This is a genomic window from Enterocloster aldenensis, from assembly GCF_003434055.1.
In the GTDB taxonomy this organism is placed as follows: Bacteria; Bacillota; Clostridia; order Lachnospirales; family Lachnospiraceae; genus Enterocloster; species Enterocloster aldenensis.
In genome coordinates this window covers 39,012-55,044 of record NZ_QVEX01000025.1, presented here as the reverse complement: position 1 = coordinate 55,044, position 16,033 = coordinate 39,012, and the positions used below count along the sequence as shown (strand labels likewise).

General features: G+C 51.1%; 14 protein-coding genes and 2 tRNA genes. 3 read left to right on the top strand and 13 right to left on the bottom strand.

Annotated elements, in window-relative coordinates:
• Positions 1-208: 208 nt before the first annotated feature.
• From DWX59_RS26700 to DWX59_RS26685, 4 genes are all read right to left on the bottom strand, one after another.
• On the bottom strand, positions 209-877 hold the full coding sequence (locus DWX59_RS26700) for a MerR family transcriptional regulator (protein WP_117563190.1): 669 nt from the start codon (positions 875-877) through the stop codon (positions 209-211).
• A 124-nt stretch (positions 878-1,001) separates the two neighbouring features.
• A complete protein-coding gene (gene dnaB / locus DWX59_RS26695) occupies positions 1,002-2,360 on the bottom strand; it encodes a replicative DNA helicase (protein WP_117563189.1) in 1,359 nt (452 codons plus the stop codon).
• Positions 2,361-2,445: 85 nt separating this feature from the next.
• On the bottom strand, positions 2,446-2,892 hold the full coding sequence (gene rplI, locus DWX59_RS26690) for a 50S ribosomal protein L9 (RefSeq protein ID WP_117563188.1): 447 nt from the start codon (positions 2,890-2,892) through the stop codon (positions 2,446-2,448).
• A gap of 43 nt (positions 2,893-2,935) precedes the next feature.
• Entirely contained in the window at positions 2,936-4,984 is a 2,049-nt protein-coding gene (locus DWX59_RS26685) for a DHH family phosphoesterase (RefSeq protein ID WP_117563187.1), read from the bottom strand.
• A 252-nt stretch (positions 4,985-5,236) separates the two neighbouring features.
• Here DWX59_RS26685 and DWX59_RS26680 point away from each other — a divergent pair, with 252 nt between their 5' ends.
• Positions 5,237-6,388, top strand: a complete 1,152-nt coding sequence (locus tag DWX59_RS26680; protein ID WP_117563186.1) for an ROK family transcriptional regulator — start codon at positions 5,237-5,239, stop codon at positions 6,386-6,388.
• A gap of 115 nt (positions 6,389-6,503) precedes the next feature.
• Here DWX59_RS26680 and DWX59_RS26675 read toward each other — a convergent pair whose 3' ends face one another.
• Genes DWX59_RS26675 through DWX59_RS26645 form a run of 7 tightly spaced genes read right to left on the bottom strand, consistent with a single transcriptional unit; the run spans position 6,504 to position 12,742 of the window.
• Positions 6,504-6,851 (bottom strand): phenylpyruvate tautomerase MIF-related protein, encoded by a 348-nt coding sequence (locus DWX59_RS26675; RefSeq protein ID WP_117563185.1) that lies wholly within the window; start codon positions 6,849-6,851, stop codon positions 6,504-6,506.
• 17 nt (positions 6,852-6,868) lie between these two features.
• Positions 6,869-7,822, bottom strand: coding sequence for a dihydrofolate reductase family protein (locus tag DWX59_RS26670; protein ID WP_117563184.1), 954 nt, complete (start codon positions 7,820-7,822; stop codon positions 6,869-6,871).
• An 11-nt stretch (positions 7,823-7,833) separates the two neighbouring features.
• Positions 7,834-8,568 (bottom strand): SDR family NAD(P)-dependent oxidoreductase, encoded by a 735-nt coding sequence (locus DWX59_RS26665; RefSeq protein ID WP_227117194.1) that lies wholly within the window; start codon positions 8,566-8,568, stop codon positions 7,834-7,836.
• Positions 8,569-8,621: 53 nt separating this feature from the next.
• Positions 8,622-9,002: a TIGR03792 family protein gene (locus DWX59_RS26660; protein ID WP_117563183.1), complete on the bottom strand. Its 381-nt coding sequence runs from the start codon at positions 9,000-9,002 to the stop codon at positions 8,622-8,624.
• A gap of 31 nt (positions 9,003-9,033) precedes the next feature.
• The gene (locus DWX59_RS26655) at positions 9,034-9,618 is read right to left on the bottom strand and encodes a flavodoxin family protein (RefSeq protein ID WP_117563182.1); all 585 of its coding nucleotides are present in this window, start codon (positions 9,616-9,618) and stop codon (positions 9,034-9,036) included.
• Between the two features lie 18 nt (positions 9,619-9,636).
• Positions 9,637-11,106: a permease gene (locus DWX59_RS26650; protein ID WP_117563181.1), complete on the bottom strand. Its 1,470-nt coding sequence runs from the start codon at positions 11,104-11,106 to the stop codon at positions 9,637-9,639.
• A gap of 55 nt (positions 11,107-11,161) precedes the next feature.
• Positions 11,162-12,742: a uracil permease gene (locus DWX59_RS26645; protein ID WP_117563180.1), complete on the bottom strand. Its 1,581-nt coding sequence runs from the start codon at positions 12,740-12,742 to the stop codon at positions 11,162-11,164.
• A 348-nt stretch (positions 12,743-13,090) separates the two neighbouring features.
• Between DWX59_RS26645 and DWX59_RS26640 the strand changes: the two genes are divergently transcribed.
• Positions 13,091-13,172 (top strand) — tRNA-Tyr (locus tag DWX59_RS26640).
• Between the two features lie 116 nt (positions 13,173-13,288).
• A tRNA-Leu gene (locus tag DWX59_RS26635) sits at positions 13,289-13,372 on the top strand.
• A 121-nt stretch (positions 13,373-13,493) separates the two neighbouring features.
• Here the strand turns inward: DWX59_RS26635 and DWX59_RS26630 are convergent.
• Both DWX59_RS26630 and DWX59_RS26625 read right to left on the bottom strand, forming a co-directional pair.
• The gene (locus DWX59_RS26630) at positions 13,494-14,918 is read right to left on the bottom strand and encodes an SLC13 family permease (protein WP_117563179.1); all 1,425 of its coding nucleotides are present in this window, start codon (positions 14,916-14,918) and stop codon (positions 13,494-13,496) included.
• Between the two features lie 3 nt (positions 14,919-14,921).
• Complete coding sequence (locus DWX59_RS26625) at positions 14,922-16,007, bottom strand: NAD/NADP octopine/nopaline dehydrogenase family protein (RefSeq protein WP_117563178.1); 1,086 nt, start codon at positions 16,005-16,007, stop codon at positions 14,922-14,924.
• Positions 16,008-16,033: the final 26 nt, after the last annotated feature.

Here is a 16,033-nt window from a genome sequence, read left to right as displayed (position 1 = left end):
TCAGAGGCCGATGCAGGCGTATATCTGAACACATACTGGAAGTAACTCCCCTCGCGGAAAAAATTACCACTGCCGCCGTTAATAGACCAACAACAGGGCCGGAACCCGTCAAACATGGATTCCGGCCCTGCCTGTATACAATTCGCCTGCACTTATTATCATCCAGACTTTACATCTGAACCTTTATTTACCTTTAAATCTACTGGTTTTACTTACTGTCCCGCAGCTTTTTCCCGCTGCGTCCGAATTTGCGGCGCTTGAAAAATGGTACCTTGGCAGCCGCTGCCTCAGCCTGTCCGCCTTTCTGATACGCCCTCAGGGTCTCGTCCAGCTGGCGGAAGCGCTCCTCTTCCTTTTGATTGGATGCCTGAAGGAGGAATTCCAGTTCCTTGCCCATCTTATCGTTGACAAGGCTGCTGATATCCTGGCTCAGCTTTTCGTTGTTCACTTCCAGGGCACGTCCGATGATCAGGTTCATGATCTGCTGGAACTGTTCCATCTTTTCTTCTATGGCAACCACCGAACCCGTGTCGCCCTTGACCGTGCTTAAGGATGTGCCTCCATCCTCTTCCTTAAATTCACGCAGGGCCGCATTCATGTCCCGCTCTAATATTTCATCGGAAAGCTCTCCCTGGGCTTTTCCGTCTTTCTTTAGTACCTGGTTCAGCGCATGTTTGATTGCCTTCAGCTGATACCCTTTTTCTTTCAGGTTTTTAACCTGCTTGAACAGGCGGATATGTAAATCCGTATAGTACCGGTGCCCCATCTCGTTACGGGGAATATCAAGTTCCAGCTCTTCTTCCCAGTATCTTAATACATGGGCCTCCACATCGACCTTTTTGGACGCATCCGATATCAGATAATGTACTTCATCCATAGCCATTCTCTCCTTCACATCTTAACAGGCATGTCCTGCCTTACTATTAGTGTATGCGTTGAGAATGGATATTATGACACCTGACTTAAAAAAATCCCCGGGCCTCCTGGGCACGGGGATTTCTTCACTCCTGGGGTCCGCCCCCCTGAGGGCGGGCTGCATTGACAAACTTTGTATACTCCGGTTTCCAGATTAATGTAACCGTACCAATAGGGCCGTTACGCTGTTTGGCTATGATGACCTCAGCCTCATTGGGATGTTCCGTATCCTTATTATAGTAATCATCACGGTATAGGAACATAACAACGTCCGCATCCTGCTCAATGGCCCCGGACTCACGCAGGTCAGAAAGCATGGGCCGGTGGTCCTGCCTGGTCTCGCAGGCGCGGGACAGCTGGGACAGGGCAATCACCGGCGCATGAAGTTCCCTGGCCAGTGCCTTTAAGGAACGGGAAATATCTGAGATTTCCTGCTGGCGGTTGTCCCCTCCGCCCTTCTTGCTTCCGCTCATCAGCTGAAGGTAGTCGATGATTACAATGTTAAGGCCGTATTCCAGCTTCATTTTCCTGCACTTGGAACGCAGCTCTGAGATGGATATACCCGGCGTATCGTCAATAATCAGCTTGGAATTACCGATGATCCCAATGCCCTCCACAACCGCGTCCCAGTCAGAATCCGTCAGGGTACCGGTCCGCAGCTTCTGTGAATCCACGTTGGATTCCATGGAAAGCATACGGTTAACCAGCTGCTCCTTGGACATTTCCAGACTGAATACCATGCAGGGCAGGCTTTTGCGCACCGCCACATAATCCACCACATTAAGTACAAACGCCGTTTTACCCATGGAGGGACGGGCTGCTATCAATATGAAGTCCGATGGCTGGAATCCTGACAGCTTATAATCCAGATCAATGAATCCTGAAGGGATACCCGTAACCGTGCCCTGGTTCTTATAAGCATCCTCAATCTTCTCAAGTACATTAATGGCTACCTGTTTAATCGGGACAAAATCCTGTCCCCCACGGTTCTGCAGCAGGTTGAAAACAGTCTTTTCCGTATCCGCCAGGATATTCTCCAGCGGCTCTTTTCCCGCGTAACAGGTATTGGCAATCTCCTCCGTGGTCTTGATAAGCCTTCGCAACACTGCTTTTTCCCCTACGATAGCCGCATAAGACCTTACGTTGGCCGACGTGGGTACCATGGTTATGATATCCCGCACAAAATCCAGGCTGCTGACCTCAGGGGGCACATCCTTTTCCTTAAGCCGGTCCTGAAGCGTTACCAGGTCCACCGGTTTACCCTCGTTGAACAGCTCTACCATAGCATCAAACATAATTCCGTACTGCTGCTGGTAAAAATCGCTTCCGGTAATGATTTCCGATGCAGCAATGACCGCTTCCCTGTCCATCAGCATGGAACCGATGACTGACTGCTCTGCTTCCAGGCTGTGGGGCAGCACCCGCTTAATCAGGGCTTCTTCCATATTAATCGTCTCCTGTATTCCATTTAGTAAACCCGCTCCTTCCGGGGCGGGTCATACCATCATCCATTACATACGCCGTGCTTTATTACGCTTCCACTACCTTCACAGCCAGCCTGGCTGTCACATCCTTGTGAAGCTTGATTGGAACCTCAAAGCTTCCAATGGATTTGATGGGGTCGTTCAGCACGATTTTCTTCTTGTCAATCTCCAGCCCCAGCTGGTCTGTGATGGCTTTGCTGATTTCCTTGTTGGAAACAGAGCCAAATGCCCTGCCGCCTTCCCCTGCCTTGATGGACAGGGTCACCTTGGATTCATCCAGCTTTGCTGCCAGCTCCTTTGCGGCTGCAAGTATTTCCGCTGCCAGCTTGGCATCATTGGCTTTTTTAAGCTTTAAATCATTTAAGTTCTTAGAAGTAGCTTCCACGCCAAGCTTCTTGGGCAGGATGAAGTTCCTCGCATAACCGTCGTTTACCGTTACAATCTGTCCCTTTTTTCCTAATGCTTTCACATCTTCCAGTAATACAATTTCCATGTCATATACTTCCTTTCTGTTTCTGTCTATATCATGTCCCTGATCAGGACACCTCGCCTTCCTCCATCATCTGGCAGATGACTTCCTTTAAACGTTCCTTGGCCCCTTCAATGGATACGCCCTCCATCTGCGCCCCGGCAATGGTGCGGTGTCCGCCGCCGCCCAGCTTCTCCATCATCACCTGTACATTGACCTCGTCAATGGAACGGGCGCTGAAGTAAATGGTCCCATTATAATCCGTCAGCACAACCGATGCCTTGATGCCCCGTATCTCTAACAACTCATTGGCCGCCTGGGCGCCTATGATAGTGGGGCTGTCAAGCCCATCGGCCGGGCATTCGCTGATTGCAAATGCATCCATATATACCTCTGCCTTGCGCACAGCCTCTGCCTTGGCCTGATAATCCTTCATGTTTTCCCTGAAGAGCTTACGCACCCTGGTGATGTCCGCTCCGCTCCGCCGTAAGAAGGCCGCGGCCTCAAACGTCCTCACGCCGGTCTGGTTGGTGAAATTCTGGGTATCAATCACAATACCCGCATACATGGCGTCTGCCTCCGCAGTCTTTACCTTGATTCCGTCCGCAATATACTGCAGCACCTCAGCCACCATCTCACAGGTTGAGGATGCATAAGGCTCCACATAGGAAAGCACCGCGTTATCAATAATCTCGCTGCTGGTCCTGTGATGGTCCAGGACCACAATGGTCTTCACCATACGCAGCAGGGACGGCTCATCGGTGATGCTCGGGCGGTTCACGTCAACAATCACCAGCATGGTCCCCTGGTCCACCAGTTCGGCCGCCTTAGGACCGGTCAGAAGCATATCCTCCGGATAATCCGGATTCCCCACAAAGCGGTCCAGCATGGGGCGCACCGAAGATGTCACCTCATTGACCACGATATTCGCCTTTTTATTCATGGACATGGCAATCCGGTAAATACCCACTGCCGCCCCAAAGGAGTCAATATCCGCCAGCCTGTGCCCCATGATCAAAAGCCTGTCTTTGTTCTCCATCAGTTCCCTGAGGGCATGGGCCTTGACCCTGGCCTTGACACGGGTAGTCTTCTCTATCTGCTGCGCCTTGCCGCCGTAATACTGTATCTTGCCTGAATCCTTGACAACAGCCTGGTCGCCTCCCCGTCCCAGGGCCATGTCGATGGAGGTCCTGGCATACTCATAATTCTGGTTATAGCTGTCGCCGTTCATGCCGATGCCGATACTCAGGGTAACCGCCATGTCGTTGCCTATGTTCACTGTCTTTACATCCTCCAGGATGGAAAAGCGCTCTTCCTGGATTTTGGCCATGTACTGCTGTTTGATGACAAAAAAGTACTTATCCTTCTCCAGCTTCTTCACAATGCCGTTCATGCCTGAAATGTATTTGCTGATTTTCCTGTCAATCAGGGCGGTCAGCAGGGAACGCCGCACCTCTTCCACACTTTCCAGTGCCTCGTCATAATTGTCCAGGTAAATGAGTCCGGCCACCAGCTTCTGGTCGTTAATCTGCTGCATGTACAAAAGGGTCTGGGTCTCGTCAACCAGGTAAATGGCTGTCACGAATGTGCCCTGTCCCTCCAGACCGTTATCCGCCACCGCGGCATCCAGCTTATCCACCACCACCTGCTTTAAATCAATGCGGTACTTCCTGTCGCCGAATGCGCTGTGGATGCTGACGATCTCGCCGTGCGTGGCCAGCATCTCCCTTGTGATCTCAGGGAACATGGCCGTAATATTCTTATATGAATTCCTGTCTTCGTCAAGGATTGCCGCAAACTCCCGGTTCATCCACAAAAGATGTCCGGTCCCGTCCGCCACCGCATAGGGCATGAGCATCTCTTCCATCAGATTCTGCCTGCTCTGGTCATAAGCGGATGAAAATGCAATAAGCCCTGCAAGTATGCCTCTTCTTCTTGAAAAGTAAAGCCAAAGGGCAATCCCTATATAGACAATGGTAAATACCGATACTATAATGCCGGCCTTTATGGATACCGCTCCAACAGCGGCAGTCAATATAACCAAAAGGACCGACAAAAAGAGCGGCCACTGCAGGTAGACCTTAAACGTCCCCCGCGTCCTTCCTTTATCTTTCATAGTCTGCCTCCAATCGTATCCATAATCGGAATACGCCTATCTTAGCTAGTATACCATATCTGCCGCGGTTCGTCCATAAAATAAAGTTTTTACCAGAAGATAACCAATGACAGCATGCCCCTTTTTGACTGGTATACTGCCCTGTTTTCAGGGTCCTGCCCTTGTCTTTTGGCAAATCTCAGCAACCGCCTTGCGCCCCATTTTCTACTGTGTTAGAATATAAGACATGATTCATCCACAAGGGGTTAGACCATGAAAATATCACAGACCAAAGACATACGTTCCGCCAACCGGCTGACCATCATCAAGCATATACTGAATAAGAAGCAGATTTCCCGTGCACGCATTTCCGAGGAGACAGGCCTTAACAAGGCCACTGTGTCCACCATCGTGAAAGAGTGGATGAGCCTTAAGCTGGTGGAAGAGACCACCATGGGGGATTCAAGCGGGGGGAGGCGCCCCATCATCCTTACCCTGGACGGCAAGGCAGGATACTGCATTGCCATTGATATCGGCGCCCGCCGCCTTGGCCTCATCCTCACGGATTTGAATAACGAGATCATCAGCCGCCAATCCATTCCAATCAGCAGGCAGGCATTCTCTCATGTATACCAGCAGATTTATCTTGCCATTGATAAGCTGATCCGCGACATCCCTCCCTGCCCCTATGGGCTGATTGGCATCAGTCTGGCTGTGAGGGGCATCATTGACCTGGATGGTGTCATCCGCTTTATCCCCAAGCTCCAGTGGCATAACATTGATATCAAATCCCTCCTGGAACAGCGCTATCATGTGCCTGTGTATATCGACAACGACGGAAACCTGGCGGCATCCATGGAATCCAGGCTTCATCCCCAGTATGAGGAGCTGACCGTCCTGTGTATAACCGATGTGATTTCCTGCGGCATGATATCCAACGGACAGCTGATACGCGGATACCTGGGCTTTGCCAATGCCGTTGGGCACCACACCATCAACATCCAGGAGACAAAGCAATGCTCCTGCGGCAAATTCGGCTGCTGGGAACAGTATTGCTCAGACCAGTATCTGATAGACGAGATGAACCTGCACCTGGAGACGCCGCTGGAGGACATTGATGAGTTTATCGAACTGGTAAGGAAGCAGAATCCCACTGCCCTTGGCATCCTGGATACATACATCAGGAATCTGGCCATTGGGTTGTCCAACATCATATTTTTTGTGAACTGTGAGATGATCATCCTCAATTCCCATCTCATCCAGTCCCTTCCCTACCTGATGCCTGAAATCATGAAGGATATTGTCCTTCCCATCACCCATACCCAGGAAATACTCATCTCAACCCTTGGCAATGAAGCCCCGATTCTTGGGGCATCCCTAAAAGCCATTGAGGAATTCTTTGAAATATTATCAGCTCACGGCTAAGGACCAGGCGCCCGGTACCAACCGCCCCGGACCGTGTTTGGCAAACAAAAAGAGGGACCTCCGGTAAATCCAGGTCCCTCTCAATCTGCCGGCAGAACCAGCGCCTGCCATCTTACTAAAAATTCGTTCCATTCCATCCCCAGTCAGGAGATGCCTCATATTTAATATACATATCATCAGGCGAGACCCCTAATACCCCGCCTAACACCCTGGTGATCTCCCCGGTCATGCGCTTTGCGCCGTCCTTGTCAATGGAGCTTCCCAGTATCTTAACTTCCACCATGGCAATCGGGCGCCCGCCCCGGCCGCCAAAGTACATATGGCATCCGTCCTCAATGGCAACCATGAGCCAGTCCTCGCTTTTGCCCGGAAGGAATCCGATGGCCTGGCCCAGGGCCGCCTTGATTGCGTCTGCTTTTTCCCTGGAAGTACTAACGTTTGTTTTTACCTGTATACACGGCATGTCATCTGCTCCTCTCCCTAACCGTAAATCAGCTTATGCCTGAAATAAAAGAAATGGTCGCTGTGGGAATGGATGCTCAGCATCCTTGTATGCGGATGGTCCTTGGAACCAAATTCCTGCCCGTATTTTCCAATGGTCAATGCCTGACCGCCCACATAGATGCAGGAGTAATTAAAGAAAAGTTCGTCCATCATTTTCTGGGATACAAGATAATGCATGTAAGATGGAGTCTCAACCAGTACTTTATCAAGGCCGAACTTTTTCATGATATAAAGAGCCACTTTGGAATCAGGCGCCTTGTCTCCGGTTGCGATTACCAGAATCTTGTCCCGGTTGGCCTTCATGGCCTCTATCATTTCCCCGGTCACCTCAGATATATCATGAACCGGGCCTGTCAGATAGTAGTCCTCCTTCATGTTTTCCTGTATGACCGGTATGCCGGAGGCGCTGGTGCTGATCATCACCGGCACTTCCTTTGTCTTAAACAGCAGATGGTCAAAGGGGATATCGGTGGCATCCAGGGATGAAATGATATTCCACGGAACCGGCTGCATACCCGCAGCCACCCTTGCGTCCTCCAGCTGCCTGGAAAATACATGGGCCGTGTAATCGCTCTCCGCGTTCATGGTTCCCGCCCCGATGATATCGCCGTCCGACACGGCCCTGAGCATGTTAAGGATCCACCAGTCCGCGCCTGCGCCGTCACCGTCGTACTGGTTCAGCTTAGCAATAAGGGGCCCCTGAGGCGCGTCTGTAAATGCAATCCTGCCGTCAATAGACGTTACCAGGGATGTGTATGTATAGGGACGGTCCTCATAAAGCTTATCAAACTTAAGTTCCCCGTAGATTTCCTTCATCTCGTCACAGGAAATGGTTTCCACCCCGGCCCGGTCCAGGGTCTCACTCCTGTATATCTGATGCACCCTGGTCTTATCAATGTCAAAGGGCATTTTAAATAAAGATGTTGCCATGTCTTTCCTCCTTAAATCAGGCTGCCGCCGCACACGTGCATGATTTCTCCTGTCATGAATCCGCTTTCATCGCTGGACAGGAATGCAGCTGCATTGGCCATATCCTCAACCTTACCCATCTTGTGAAGCGGGTACAGGCTTGCATATGCCTCTTCCAGTGCGGCCGGGTCCTCTGCCTCTGTAAACCGCTGTTCAATCATAGGTGTGCGCACCAGACCTGGAAGGATGGCATTGGCACGGATGGACGGGGCGTACTCCAGGGCAATGCACTTGGTCAGCATGATGACGCCTGCCTTGGACGGGCAGTAGCCGATCCGCTCCGGGATCGGGCGCACGCCCAGGTCTGAACCAACCGTGACAATGGTGGAGCCTTCCTGCTTTTTAAGTTCAGCCACAGCCGCCTTGCACATATTGAACACACCGCCCATGTTGATGGAAAGTTCCCTCATGAACCTGTCATAATCCGTTGTCTCCAGGGAACCCACAAAGGTAACGCCTGCACAGCAGACCAGCTTGTTAACCCGGCCAAATGCCTTAACCGCTTCCTCCACCACATGCTGCGCCTGGGCAAAATCAGTCAGGTCCGCCTGGACATAAACCGCATGTTCATTCTGGATATGCATCTCAGGTTCAATGCCGCATCCAACAACCAGGGCGCCTTCCTCCAGGAATTTTTTGGCAACGCCCTCGCCGATACCGGAACTTGCGCCGGTGATAATTACCACTTTATCTTCAAATCTCATCATCTTTCCCTGCTCTCCTACTTACATATTATGGTCCTGTCCCCTGCGGGGCAATATCAGATCCGTTCAAAACGGCTTACGCGGTGCACGCCGAAGTTCTCTTCATTCTGTACGCAGCGCACAAACTCATAAGGCCTTCCGAACTTCTCATCAAATTCCTTAATCAGCTTGGCCTGGTATTCCTTGTGGTCAATCTTTCTCCAGGATTCGATGCTCTCCCATACAAATATAAAATGTATCTCGCCCGGTTTATTATCATTGACCCAGACTTCCTTATAAAGGAACGGGATATGGTCAAATCCAGGCGCATAGGCCTCCTTTAATGTCCAGATTTCATGGTCAACCGCCAGATAGTGTTCAACGTCCTCCGGCGCCACCTTGAAAACCAGATGTTCCACCGGATAGTGCTCTCCCTTTGTGTAAGTATAACCCTGCATGATACTTCCTCCTTATATGTTTGTTTTTATTTCATACTTTATTGTATGGATCCAATGATTCTGATGCCTGATTCATGGCTTCAGCCAGGGCAATGACCTGGTCCGCAATGTCCTTCCTTGTCTCAAGGCTGTCCCTGTCGCTGTTTGGCAGGCAGACCTGGCCCAGGCACTCGGCGCTCAGGTCATTCAACAGGTTCTTAAGTACGATTTCCCCTCCCAGGAACTGGTTCTCAAACGAAGGCGCGCCGCCCACCATCAGGATTGCTCCCCTGCGGAGCATTTTCTCCGGCATGTCCTGTCTCACATGTCCTGCCCAGTATACCTGGAAACGGTCAATCAGGGTCTTCATCCTGCCTGTTATGGAATGGAAATACATGGGGGAGGCCAGTACTATGTTGTCAGCTTCCTCCAGCTTCTGGTAGATATCCTGCATCCCATCCTTAATCACACACTCCTTTTTCTTCCAGCAGAAACGGCAGTCCATACACGGCTGTACCTCTGTGCGGTAAGCGTCAACAATTTCCTTTTCCCCGTCCAGATGCTCCAGGAATAAATCCACCATCTGGCGCGTATGTCCGTTCTTTCTTGCTGCTCCCATGATTACCAAGGTCTTCATTTCTTAAGTCCTCCTGTCTTACGCTGTCTTTTTCTGATTAAATCCTACAAAATGCATGACTGCAAATACAATCATGAGTACAATATACACCTGGACAAATCCCATGTCCGGGGCATAGGCTGCCGTTCCCAGTATGCCGGGTGAATGGATCATCCCGATTCCGGTCAGGGCCAGGGCCGCTGCATTGGTAATGGACGCGTTTTTCCAGTTATTATCAATGATGAATACAAACACGCAGCCCACCAGCAGCCCCACAAACGCAGATCCGGGATCAAAAGCAGTAAATCCAGGCAACGCCCCTTCCCTCATATTATCCACGATAAAGTCCATGACAACAGGCAGGGAAGCCATGATGACGGCTGGAAAATATTTCTTATCCACTACCTCAAATGCCTGGGAATAACTGGATATCCCCACAAACACCAGGATAGGAAGCACAACGGCCTCTGGTATGAATGCGTTGATGATGGCCGACAGGCCTGTCAGTCCCACCAGGGCGTACAGGGCCACGATTCCCAGATGATATCCTGTGCCGGATTCCATTTTCTTCCACCCCGGGTATCCCCAGTACAATCCCACTGCCAGAGGATTCCCAAAACATGCGCCCACAATGCTGGCCAGGCCGCAGAGCACCAGGGGCTTGGTTGTGGTAAAGAACGTATCCCCGCATTCCCTGGCCTGTTCCACTGCCTGGATTCCCGTAATTACCTCATTTAAAGAGAAAACAATGATGATGGGAAGGAACGGGACCATGGAACCCACCACCTGGGGATTGAAAATATCCAGAACAGGATGGGGTATGTAAAAGTCCAGGTTGGACAGGGATTCCGTCACGGCACCGAATCCCATGACACCGCTGATCCAGGCCACAGCCGAACCAATGACGATTGCAATCAGGGCAGCGGGCAGCTTTACCTCCACCTTGCCCAGATAAATCACAAAGAGCACCATCAGGGACAGCCAGCCCACAAAAGGCATTTTCAGCACACCGTTCATGGACTGCATGATTAGGAATGCCATGGCCCCGCCTGCCAGGGAACCGAACAGGGCGCCTGCCGGTACGATCCGCAAAATCACCGGAACCACAAATGCACCGATAATGAATATGATTCCTCCCACCAGGTGGGCCAGGACACCTGTCTTAAATGCCAGATCCGCATTGCCTGTACTGAGGAACACGGGCAGCATGATACTGTAAAGCCAGATAAACATACGGCCGGCCTGAAGTCCGGCCGGTATGGCCGTCAGGTCCGGGTCCCCCCGGTAGGCAGCTATCTTCCTGTAATAAAGCCACAGGCCGCCGTTTAAGATGACCACGGTAAGGAATACTCCCGGCATCATGGTGCCGAATATAGTGCCTCCATCCAGTCCGAATGTTCCTGCCAAAATAGCGATTGCAACAATTACCTTGGAGAACCCATCAAAGAAAACACCAATTGATGCATCCAGGTCCGCCTTTTTGAAAAAAGGTATACCAGCCTTTTCCATACTTCTCTCCTCCTGAAATAAAAATTATATATGATCCTGCCTATCCGGGCCCGCTTTACTCCACGACCCGCTTTCCCAATGCCTGTCCCGGCCCGCCATCCTCCTGTCCATCCGGCTGATGCTCAAAGTAACAGCTCTTGGAAAAAAGGAAAATGGCCACCGTGAGATAAATAACACCGAAAATGATGCCTGGCCGTGACAGCAGTTCAATCCCCGGACAGTGTATCATACCCACGGCCGCGCATCCGGCCATGACAAGGGCAAAGCTTCCCGCCATCTTATATCTCCGGTCCACCACGCAGGCCAGAAGCCCGGCCAGCAGGAGACTGGTGAGGAAACCTCCGTTCCCAAGATACATGATTCCCTCAACGGGCACGGAATACTCGGTAAAATTCTGCACCGGTATGGCCTCCAGCACGCCTCCCGCAGCCTGGACCGAGGAGGTGATAAGGGTCTGCATGTATTGGAACAGAATGGGCATCAATGACAGGAATATGACCTGGTAATACTTCTTGTCAATGGAACGGAAGGTACTGTCCGTCACGGAAAATCCCACAAAGATAAGAAGCACCATCACGGCCTGTGTAGGTATGACTGCCATCAGCACACCGGTCAGCCCGGTGGTGCAGATAAGCAGGTAAAGACCGCCGTTTACAAGGGAAAAACCAGCCCTTGCCCCCAGTTCCTTCCAGCCCGGGTGTCCAAAATACACCGTGGTGGGAAACGGATTGCCGAACAGGGAGCCTGCAATGGTGGATACCCCATCCATTATCATGGAACGGCGCTCCGGATATGTATCCCCTGCCATCCTGGCAGACTCAAGTCCCTGGAGCGTTGACAGGAAATTATTGATCTGCAACGGGATAATCACAGGCAGGAAGGGCACAATGCCCTTAAAGCCAGCAAGGATATCCCCAGCGCTTAAGGACGGCGGATAAAAACCAATGCTTGCAAAGGACTGTTCAAACCGTTCCCAGGTCTGGTATCCTCCGGCCCAGGCCACCGCGGTCCCTATGAGGATTGCCGCCACGCCGGAAGGGATCTTGGCAAAACGTTTGTCCGCCTTGCCCAGGTAGTCAATGATAATGATGAACAATGGAAGGAGTCCGTACACCGGCTTGTCAAACACCATGGCCAGGCCCACGATGGACAGCCACACCATTGCCGATGAAGCCATGTTCCCCATCAGCGCGCAGTTGGGGATATTATCAATAATCCACCGCCCCGCAAACCCGCCTGCAATTTCCACCATGCCCCCGATAAAGGCAGCTGCCAGCCCCACCTGGAATGCCAGCTCCGCATCCTTTGTCTGCCAATACACCGGCCCTATAATCAGGTACAGCCAGCCGGACAGCTGGGAAGCGCCGATCCCAAAGGGCTGGGACGTCACATCCTGACGCCTTTCCCGGATTGCCAGCTGTCTGGCCTCATAAAAATACCACAGGTTCCCAAGGAAAATGGCCAGCCCGATTCCCGGAACCACCTTTCCTATGACAATCCTGGCCGGCATGCCGAACACCATGGTCATGATTCCCGTGGCAGTGAGTATTTTTGAAAAGCCATCAAAGAATATACCAAAGGATGCGTCTATGTCTCCTTTTCCCCACCAATGATACTTAAATCCTTCTCTTTCCATTGTTAAAAGTTCTCCATTTATTTGTTTGTGTATTAAACAAAGTTAAAAAAGAAAAAATAAACGATATTATTTACGTTTATGCAGTGCATTCATGGAAAATATTTCATTCTTTATTTGAGTATTAAACAAACTATATATTTAAAAAAGGATTTTTAATCCTTTCTAAATATATCACTTCGTTATTTATTTGTCAATACTTTTTTCAGAAGACTTTTTAATTTTTCCTGATGGATATCTGGCAATCATTCAGGCGGCCATTTGACGGATATTAATGAAAATTATCAGCAAACCTCTTGATTTTTCCCCATGTCTGTGGTATTATAATCACTGCTTATCAACGCAAATATTGGGCGAATTCCCGAGTGGCCAAAGGGGACAGACTGTAAATCTGCTGCTAATAGCTTCGGTGGTTCGAATCCACCTTCGCCCACTAGGATGTGTTTGAAAATTCATCCTAGCGTGCCAATCATAGCTTAAGGACATCAGTGCATAGCGCGTAAAGGTCCTTGTTTTCAGCCGCGGCACGCATTTAAGTATCCGTACGCTGCGGGTGTGGTGGAATAGGCAGACACAAGGGACTTAAAATCCCTCGGTAGCGATACCGTGCCGGTTCAAGTCCGGCCACCCGCATCAGGAAAAGACCTGGAACATATGTTCCAGGTCTTTTGCGTCCATCCCATTCCATTCATTCCAGGGCGCAGCGCGTAAACACCAGGGAAATAGAAAGGAATTTCGTGTGGGTTATACAAGCTCACAAAAGTCCCACCAGCCGCCACCACATCATTGCGGCTCCGCCGCACAGAAGCGATGGTACGGTATAGGCCAGCCCAAACCTGGATGCGGTCCCTGCGGAATATCCGCCTTCTCCTTCCCCCAGACCAATGGTAAGGCTCAGGCTTTGGTAGGGGAAAAACCATTGCCCCACCGTCAGTACATAGACCAGCAGCCCCACTGCCAAAGGCGATACGCCTGCTGTTATTGTCAAAAGCGCAGGTACGGCCAGGGAAAAGACCGCCATGATGCTTCCCAGCAGCAGGTGAAGCAGGATACAAGCTGCCCCGGTAACAAGAAACAGCGCGGCCAGGCTGTCACCCAGGTGTGCAGGAAGAAGGCGTCCGGCCAAAAAGGAACTCATGCCGGTCTTTGTGCCAACACTCCCAATCGCCATGCTGGCACACAAAAACAGCAGGGTGTTAAGATTCACCTCTTTAATCTGGGACCCGTCGACCAGATTACCAACCAACGGAAGTGCCATTCCAATGGTCACCCCCACACTGACCCAGCCAATATCAATTCCATGGATTGTATCTGTAAGCCATAATCCGACAGCGGCCAACAGCCACACCATCATACGGATTTCCTGGGCTGACAGCCCCTTTAGCTTATCCAGCTCTTCCTTTGCCTTTCCTCTGTCCAGCCGGAAGGTTTCAGGCTGCCCAAATAAAAACAGCTGCAGCGCGCACATACATGCCCCGGTAAGCAGGGCAGGCACCGCCATATAGTACAGCCACTGCCCCCAGGACGGCCTGAATGCCTCCGGTATCTGGCTGAGGATCATCATATTAAGGGAGCTGTCCCCTGTCAGGACCATCATGCCCGCCCCATTCTGAGCCGCAAAAACAGCCAGGCCAATATTGGCTGCATGTTTTTGTCCCAGACCGGAATCCTTTAAAAGCAGCTGCATGATGGACAATATTAAAAACGCCCTTGCAAATGGCTGTGGAATCATGACCGCCATAATATAGCTTAACAGATAACAGCAAATGATTACATGCCTGTAATCTGATATGTACCTGCTTATGAGGAACAACGCAAGCCTCCTTGCCAGTCCCGAAGCCCTGACAGCGCCCGCTATGATGAAGCCGCTTATAATCATATAGGCCATGGGTTTGGTGAAGAATCCGAATATGTCCCCTGGTCCGGCCGTCAAAGGATTGATTGCCAGGGAATACCCCATCAAAATCCCCATGGAGGTGTATCCCAGCGGGAACACCTCAAAGGCCCATAAAATGATTCCTGCTGCCGACAATGCCAGACATTTCTGCCCATCCAGGCTAAGCCCGTCCAGAGGAAGCCTCCACAATACCACACCTGCTGTCAGCGCCATGCACAGCCCCAGTATCCTTCGGCAGGTCCTATTCCAAAAAAGCGGAATCCATTTTCCTCCAGCTGCCATGCCTTATCCCCCTGCCATGGTCAGGGTTTCCAGATATTGGTTCAGATTTTCCCTGGACATCCCCGACATCCCCATATTCTTAAGGGTACGGCCATGCTCATAATAATTGAATCCATTAACCGTATTGGCAATGGTAATAAGCGCTTTACATACCGGGACCTCAATCCCGTACTCCTCTGCCAGGGACACAAGAAGGGCCATGGAACAGGATGCATCTTCGCTGATGTACCTTTCCTCCAGGCTGGCAGGTCCTTTCAGGGACCGGAAGTAATTCAGCTCGTCATAATGCCCATAGTCCATCATCTGATGCATTTTGGACACCGTACTTGCATAAGCGCTGTAATCCAATTCCCTCAGCACCTGGTTGCGTTCCTTTTCAACTGCATCCGCGCACCTTAACAGGGATGGTGTCAGCCCGTTTGTGTACAGCGCAAAATCCTGCCCCATTTTCTCAATAGCCGTGGTGTTCAAAAGGGTGCCGGCCACATGGATGACCAGATTGGGGGAATTGAGCATTCCCTCAAAAATATTCCTGGCTGCATGGAACCTGAACACATCCTCAAATGCCTGGATTGCCATCTGCGTCCGGCAGGCCGGAAATGCCGCAATCCGCTTTTCCCCCACCGGCATGGCCATAAGCACCCTTGCCCTTCCGGTTATACGGCACGGGCAGATATTTCCCACAAGTTCCGCGGCCGTGACACCCTTTTTCCCCTTTTTGTAAAACCTGTCTACAAATATGACAGCGCCCAGGTTGCCCGGACTGATGACATAGGTCTGCCCTTCCCTGGCATACGGGGAACACAGATCCGCAATCTCCCTGTGCCTGTCCGCTGAAACGCAAACCAGGATCCGGCGGGCATTCCCCACAGCATCCTGAAAATCATCCGTCATACGGAAGGGAAGCACCGGGGAGCCTGTTTCCATGACCCCCTCCAGGGTAATTCCTCCCCCATCCTCAATATCCCGGAATCTCTGTCCCTGTTCCCTGTCGCACAGGATGACCTGTTTTCCCTTTATTGTCAGATATGCGGCAGCTGCCAGCGCAGTGGCCCCGCTGCCGATTACTGTTATACTGTTATCCGTCATTATACTTTACCCCTTTTAGATGCAAA

Bases quoted from the DNA above. Each gene is read 5' to 3' on its own strand.
- DWX59_RS26700 (WP_117563190.1), bottom strand. From the start codon at position 877: ATGGATGAAGTACATTATCTGATATCGGATGCGTCCAAAAAGGTCGAT.
- DWX59_RS26630 (WP_117563179.1), bottom strand. From the start codon at position 14,918: ATGGCAGCTGGAGGAAAATGGATTCCGCTTTTTTGGAATAGGACCTGC.
- DWX59_RS26670 (WP_117563184.1), bottom strand. From the start codon at position 7,822: ATGGCAACATCTTTATTTAAAATGCCCTTTGACATTGATAAGACCAGG.
- dnaB (WP_117563189.1), bottom strand. From the start codon at position 2,360: ATGGAAGAAGCCCTGATTAAGCGGGTGCTGCCCCACAGCCTGGAAGCA.
- DWX59_RS26650 (WP_117563181.1), bottom strand. From the start codon at position 11,106: ATGGAAAAGGCTGGTATACCTTTTTTCAAAAAGGCGGACCTGGATGCA.
- DWX59_RS26660 (WP_117563183.1), bottom strand. From the start codon at position 9,002: ATGCAGGGTTATACTTACACAAAGGGAGAGCACTATCCGGTGGAACAT.
- DWX59_RS26665 (WP_227117194.1), bottom strand. From the start codon at position 8,568: ATGATGAGATTTGAAGATAAAGTGGTAATTATCACCGGCGCAAGTTCC.
- rplI (WP_117563188.1), bottom strand. From the start codon at position 2,892: ATGGAAATTGTATTACTGGAAGATGTGAAAGCATTAGGAAAAAAGGGA.
- DWX59_RS26675 (WP_117563185.1), bottom strand. From the start codon at position 6,851: ATGCCGTGTATACAGGTAAAAACAAACGTTAGTACTTCCAGGGAAAAA.
- DWX59_RS26655 (WP_117563182.1), bottom strand. From the start codon at position 9,618: ATGAAGACCTTGGTAATCATGGGAGCAGCAAGAAAGAACGGACATACG.
- DWX59_RS26645 (WP_117563180.1), bottom strand. From the start codon at position 12,742: ATGGAAAGAGAAGGATTTAAGTATCATTGGTGGGGAAAAGGAGACATA.
- DWX59_RS26680 (WP_117563186.1), top strand. From the start codon at position 5,237: ATGAAAATATCACAGACCAAAGACATACGTTCCGCCAACCGGCTGACC.
- DWX59_RS26625 (WP_117563178.1), bottom strand. From the start codon at position 16,007: ATGACGGATAACAGTATAACAGTAATCGGCAGCGGGGCCACTGCGCTG.
- DWX59_RS26685 (WP_117563187.1), bottom strand. From the start codon at position 4,984: ATGAAAGATAAAGGAAGGACGCGGGGGACGTTTAAGGTCTACCTGCAG.